At 61.3% G+C, this 6,757-nt stretch carries 2 protein-coding genes; both read right to left on the bottom strand.

The genetic code is table 11. From position 1 onward, the window contains the following. Nucleotides 1-45 precede the first annotated feature (45 nt). A complete protein-coding gene (gene nifJ / locus ACT67G_RS08845; protein WP_325247371.1) occupies nucleotides 46-3,594 on the bottom strand; it encodes a pyruvate:ferredoxin (flavodoxin) oxidoreductase in 3,549 nt (1,182 codons plus the stop codon). A 497-nt stretch (nucleotides 3,595-4,091) separates the two neighbouring features. After that, the coding region (ygfK, locus tag ACT67G_RS08850; RefSeq protein ID WP_443664000.1) for a putative selenate reductase subunit YgfK at nucleotides 4,092-6,757 on the bottom strand (2,666 nt) is incomplete at its 5' end.

Below are 6,757 nucleotides of genomic sequence, written 5' to 3' on the forward strand. Positions count from 1 at the left end.
TATTCCGCGCCCCGCCGCTTATGATGCTGTCATCAGGCTGGGCGATCAGTCGTCCTGAGCCATCTTCAGGTACTTCTTGTACCGGGCCTTGACATCTTCGATCTCCTTGGCGTAGAGGGCGTCTGCCTTCTCCGGGAAGTTGTTCTTCAAAGAGGCGAAGCGGTTCTCACCCATCAGGAAGTCCATGAGCTTGGAGGTGTCGGGCTCGGGAGAATCCAGCTGGAAGGGATTCTTACCCTCGGCCACCCGGCGGGGATCATAACGGTACAGGTGCCAGTAGCCGCACTCCACGGCCTTCTTCATCTCGTCCTGAGAGCAGCCCATGCCGGCCTTGATGTGCTGTTCCAGGCAGGGGCAGTAGCAGATGACGATGGAGGGGCCGGGATAGGACTCCGCCTCACGCAGGGCCTTCAGGGTCTGGGCCTGGTCATAGCCCATGGCCACCTGAGCCACATACACATAGCCGTAGTTCATGAGGATGGCGCCCAGGTCCTTCTTTGCCACCTGCTTGCCGCCGGCGGCGAACTTGGCCGTAGCGGAGGTGGGAGTGGCCTTGGAGGACTGTCCGCCGGTGTTGGAGTATACCTCAGTATCCAGGACCAGCAGGTTCACATCACGGTTCTGAGCCATAACGTGGTCGATGCCGCCGAAGCCGATATCGTAGGCCCAGCCGTCGCCGCCGATGGCCCAGATGGACTTCTTGGCCAGGAATTCCTTGTTCTCCAGGATGTACTTGACGTCCTCGGTCTGCTCGGCAGCTTCCAGAGCGGCGATCAGGGCGTCGGACACGGCGCGGGACTTCTCACCGTCGTTCCAGTTGGCGAGGTAATCCTCGATAGCGGCGGGAGCAATGCCGGCGTCCTTCATGCTCTCCAGGCGGATCAGCAGCTCCTTGCGGATGGCGTCCTGAGCGTGGAAGAAGCCGTAGGCAAACTCGGCATTGTCCTCAAACAGGGAGTGCTCCCAAGCGGGGCCGTGGCCCTGGCTGTCGCGGCAGTAGGGCAGGATGGGGGCGCCGCCGGAAATGGCGGAGGAGCAGCCTGCGGCGTTGCCGGCGTACATACGGTCGCCCACCATCTGGCTGAGGAGCTTGATGTAAGTGGTCTCGGCGCAGCCGGCGCAGGCGGCGGAGAACTGGAAGTAGGGCTTGGCGAACTGCATGTTCTTGACGGTCTTGTTGTTGATGACGTCCTTCTTCAGGTACTTGTCATTCATGGCAACTTCGTCGAAGTTCACCTGCTCGGGCTTCATCTCCTCGAAGGGAGTCATCACCAGAGCATCGGCAGTCTTCTCGTTCTTGTTGGCGGGGCAGGCGGTCAGGCACACGCCGCAGCCCAGGCAGTCATAGGGAGAGATCTGCATCCGGAAAGAGTAGGCGGGGGCGTCCTTGCCCAGGCCCTTGGCAGGCACGGTGACGAAGGAAGCGGGAACCTCGGCCTTCTCTTCCTCGGTCAGCAGCACGGGACGGATGGCAGCGTGGGGGCAGCACATGGCGCAGCGGTTGCACTGGATGCAGCTCTCAGCGTTCCACTTGGGTACCTTGGTGGCCACGCCGCGCTTGGAGAAGGCGGAAGTTCCGTTCTCCCAAGTGCCGTCCAGCACGCCGTGCTTCTTGAACACGGAGACAGGCAGCTTGTCGCCCTGCTGGCGGTCCATGGGCAGAACGATGTCGCGGACGAAAGCGGAGGCATTCTTGGGCTCGGCCACGGGGGTATCCTGGGCGTTGGCCCAGCTCTCCGGGATCTCCACCTTCACGGCGGCACTGATGCCGGCGTCTACGGCGGCGTTGTTCTTGTCCACGATGGACTGGCCGGCCTTCTTGAAGTAGGAGTTGTAGTTGTTCTTCTTCATGTCCTCCACGGCCATGTCCAGAGGAATGACCTTGGTCAGGGCGAAGAAGGCAGCCTGCAGGATGCTGTTGGTGCGGTTGGCGCCCAAGCCCACGGACACAGCCAGCTTGGAGGCGTCGATGATGTAGAACTGGGCGTGCTTGCGGGCCAGGTCACGCTTCATCTTGCCGGGCAGGCGGGTCTCCAGCTCCTCCACACTCCAGGGGCAGTTGAGCAGGTACGTGCCGCCTTCTTTGAGGTCCTCGGTGGTGTCGTACTTGTTCACATAAGTGGGGGCATGCACCGCCACGAAGTCTGCGGAGGACACCAGGTAGGTGGAGCGGATGGGATTGTCGCCGAAGCGCAGGTGGCTCTGGGTCAGGCCGCCGGACTTCATGGAGTCATAGGAGAAATACGCCTGGGCGTATTTGTTGGCTACCAGGCCGATGGTGGAGATGGCGTTCTTGTTGGCACCCACGGTACCGTCGCCGCCCAGGCCCCACAGCTTGCAGGAGACTTCGCCGGGATGGGGGAGCTCCACTTCCTTGTACTCCAGGGAGGTGTGGGTCACGTCGTCGTTGATGCCGATGGTGAAGTTGTTCTTGGGCTTGTCCTGCTTGAGGTTATCATAGACAGCGATGAACTGGCCCGGAGTGGTGTCCTTGGAGGAGAGGCCATAGCGGCCGCCCACCACCTGGATGTCGCCGCGGCCGGCCTGGTTCAGGGCGGTCACCACGTCCAGGTACACAGGCTCGCCCACGGAGCCGGTCTCCTTGGAGCGGTCCAGCACGGCGATCTTCTTGACGGTGGCGGGGATAGCGGCGGCGAAATGCTCCACGGAGAAGGGACGGTACAGGTGAATCTGCACCATACCAACCTTGCGGCCCTGGGCATTCAGGTAATCCACAGTCTCCTTCACAGCCTCGGAGGCGGAGCACATCACCACGATGACCTCTTCCGCGTCGGGAGCGCCGTAGTAGTTGAAGAGCTTATAGTCCCGGCCGGTGAGCTTGTTGATCTCGTCCATGTAGTGCTGGACCTTGGCGGGGATGGCGGCGGCCTTCTCGTTGGCGCCCTCCTTGCACTGGAAGTACACGTCGGGGTTGACGTTGTTGCCGCGGTTGGTGGGATGCTCAGGGTTCAGGGAATGGCGGCGGAAGTCCTGCAGGGCTTCATAGTCCACCAGGCCCCGCAGATCCTCATAGTCCAGAGCTTCGATGCGCTGCATCTCGTGAGAGGTGCGGAAACCGTCGAAGCAGTGCATGAACGCATACTTGCCGCTGATGGCGGACAGATGGGCAACGGCGCCCAGATCCATGGCCTCCTGGGGGGAGGAGGACATCAGCATGCCGTAACCGGTGGTACGGCAGGTCATAAAGTCGGTGTGGTCACCGAAGATGGAGTGGTGGTTGGAAGTCACCACGCGGGAGGCAATGTGCATGACGCTGGGGAGGAACTGGCCGCCCATGGCGTACATGGCAGGGATCATCAGCATCAGGCCCTGGGAGGACGTGAAGGTGGTGGTCAGAGCGCCTGCCTGCAAAGAGCCGTGGCAGGTACCGGCAGCGCCGGCCTCGGACTGCATCTGGATCACATCCACGGTAGAACCGAAGAGGTTCTTGCGGCCCTTGGCAGACCACTCGTCCACTTTCTCCGCCATGGGAGAAGAGGGCGTGATGGGATAGATCGCCGCCACTTCGGTAAACGCATAGGCTACATGCGCTGCAGCGGTGTTGCCGTCCATTACGACATATTTCTTTTTCATGTAATACCCCTCTCTGGTAAATATGAGCTTTCCCCAGCTCCTTCTCGGACAGTCCCCGGCTTGCATGGAAGCAAGTGCCGGGGCCGTTTGTGACGCAGGAACGCTTTCACGGGGCATAGCAAAACCGCCGGAGTGAAAGACAGCGGCGGAAAGCCCTGGGCGTGAAAGCCCCTCATTCCATCTCCTCCTGCAAAGGAGCCGGAGAATCTTGCTCATTGCAGCAATCAATTAAACTATAAACCATAAATACATGCCTGTCAAAAGGTTTTGGGGGACTTTTTGTTCGCAATTAAGATAAAAAAGTGGGCGATTTCATTTTAAAAAAAGTGCAATTTTTCAGAAAAACGATTACATGAAAAAAACGGAAGCCTGAAAAACCGTGCCCGCCAAGGGCGGAGAAGGCAGGGGAGACTGCCCCGGGATCCGGCGGAAAAAACCGGAGTGGGGGAGCGGCACAGGCCGCTCCCCCACTCCAAAAGAAAGGGAGAAAATTCCGGTTAAGCCATCAGATAGCTGTACTTGTTCATAACGGTGAGGATGAAGACCTCAATGTCGGCGGGCAGGTCGTTCTTGCCGTCCAGATCCGCCTCAAAGACCTTGCCGCTCAGCCGCACCAGCACCTTCTTGCCGCCCAGAGGCAGGAAGCCGGAGTTGTTCACGCTCTCGTCGAAGCCCTCCCGGGTGTAGAACAGGGTGAACTTGTCGCGGTAGGGAGCGGAATCGTAGGGGCAGAAGATGGCACAGTTGCCGCACTCGTTGCACATCCGGTCCACGTGGAGGATCTGATGGCGGCCATCCGGCAGCTCGATGACCACGTTGGCCCGGTTGGGGCACACGTCGGCGCAGACCTGGCACACCACGTTGCAGGTCAGGCACCGGTCGCCCTCGCACTTGGCGCTCTCGCACAGGATGCCCTTCTTGGCGATAGCCTTCGCCCGGGTGGCCACGGCCTTGGCGGGAATGGAGAACTTGTGGGCCTCGCCGATGACGGCCTTGGCAAAGGCGGTGGCATCGGCAATGCCCTCCACCACGGTGGCGGGGCCACGCATGGCGTCGCCGCCAGCGTACACACCGTCGATGTTGGTTTTGAAATCAGGGATGCCCTTGGCGTCCACGTTGATGCCGTTGCTGGTAAAGAGGTCGCTGTCCACCTTCTCGCCCACGGCGGCAATGACGGTGTCGCAGTCAATGGAGACCATCTCGCCGGTGGGGACGGGCTTGCGGCGGCCCTTTTCGTCGGGATCGCCCAGCTTCATCTTCTCACACACCAGCTTGCCGTCTTTCTGCTCCACGGGAGAGACCAGCTCCAGGAACTGTACGCCGTCGGCAATGGCCAGCTCCAGCTCCTCGGCGTCGGCGGGCATGTACTTCTTGGTGCGGCGGTAGACCAGGGTGGAGGATTTCGCGCCGGCACGCAGGGCGGCCCGGGCGGCGTCCATGGCGGTGTTGCCGCCGCCTACCACGGCCACGTGGCCCAGAGGCACTTCCTTGCCGGCCTTCATGTCCTTCAACCAGCCGATAACGGGCACGATATTGCCCGGAATGTCCAGTTTACCGGCCTTCCAGGCACCCACGGCGAAGAAGATGTGGGTGTAGCCCATGGCTTTCAGCTCGGCCACGGAGGGAGCCTCGGTGTTCAGCTTCACCTCCACACCCATCTTGAACATCAGCGCCACATCCTTGTCGATGGCGTCGTCAGAGATGCGCCAGGCGGGGATCACCTGACGGACCACGCCGCCCAGGCAGTCTGTCCGCTCGAAGATGGTGACGGGAATGCCGGCACGGCCCAGGAAATAGGCGGCGGACATACCGGTGGGGCCGCCGCCGATGACGGCCACCTTGGCGCTGGTATCAGCGGGAGCCGGGGCCTTGATCTTAGCTATGTAGGCGTCGTAGCCCTTTTCGGCGGCCACCAGCTTGGTACTCCGGATATTCACCGGCTGGTCATAGTAGTTGCGCATGCACTTGGTCATGCAGTTGTGGGCGCAGATGGTGCCCGTGATGAAGGGCAGGGGGTTCTTCTCGGTGATCAGGCGCAGGGCGGAGGCGTACTCGCCCTTGCGGCACAGCTCGATATACTCGGGAATGTCCTGCTGGATGGGGCAGCCGCCCTTGCAGGGAGCGGTGAAGCAGTCCATCAGGGGGACCTTCTCATAGAGCTTGCGGCGGGGCAGAGGCTTGATGGCCTTGACGTGGTACTTGTCGGACCGGGCGGCAAGGCTCAGCGCCTCAATGGCGGCCACATCCACACCGGTGAAGGGCTTGAAGTCCATGGCGTCCAGCTTGTCACCGATCTGGGTGAAGCGCTGGTAGCCGCCGGGCTTCAATTCCGTGGTGGCCATGGTGATGGGCCAGATGCCGCTCTCAAAGAGCTTGTCGATGTTGAAGGCATCGGCGCCGCCGGCGTAGCTCAGGCGCAGTTTCCCGCCGAACTCCTTGGCCATCATGGCGGCCATGGTGGTGGTCAGGGGGAAGAGAGACTTGCCCGCCATGTACATCTCCTCGCTGGGGAGCTCCCCGGCCTTCACGTCCACGGGGAAGGTGTTGGAGAGCTTCAATCCGAATTCCAGACCGTGGGCGTCCGCCAGGGCCTGGAGACGGTGGAACATGGGTACCGCGTCGGCGTACTGCAGGTCCTCCTTGAAGTGGTGGTCGTCAAAGGCGATGTAGTCGTAGCCCATGGAGTCCAGAATGGACCGGGCGGTCTCATAGCCCAGGATGGTGGGGTTGCACTTGACGAAGGTGTGCAGGTGCTTCTTCTCAATGAGGTAGCTGGCGATGCGCTCGATCTCGTCCGGCGGGCAGCCGTGGAGGGTGGAGACCGTCACGGACCCGGAGACGTGGGGCGTGATGGTGTCGATATAAGCGCTCTCGCCGGGGAAGAACTCCTTGAGCACCCGGATGCACTCCTGGAAGATGGGGGTCTTGGAGGCGTCCACCATGCCATTGAGGAAGGTGTCGATCTTCTCTCCCTGGATGCCTGCCAGGTCGTAGCCCACGGACATGTTGAAGACAAACCCATTGGGGTCGCCCAGGCCATACACTTTGGCCATGATCTTCAGGGCGCACCAGGCCTTTACATATTCCTCAAAGGCCTGCTGGACATAGAGCTCCGTGGACCACTCGCAGTTGTAGCACTCATCCTCCGCCAGGATGCAGGGGC

Source organism: Dysosmobacter sp., assembly GCF_052306735.1.
Classification (GTDB): Bacteria; Bacillota; Clostridia; order Oscillospirales; family Oscillospiraceae; genus Oscillibacter.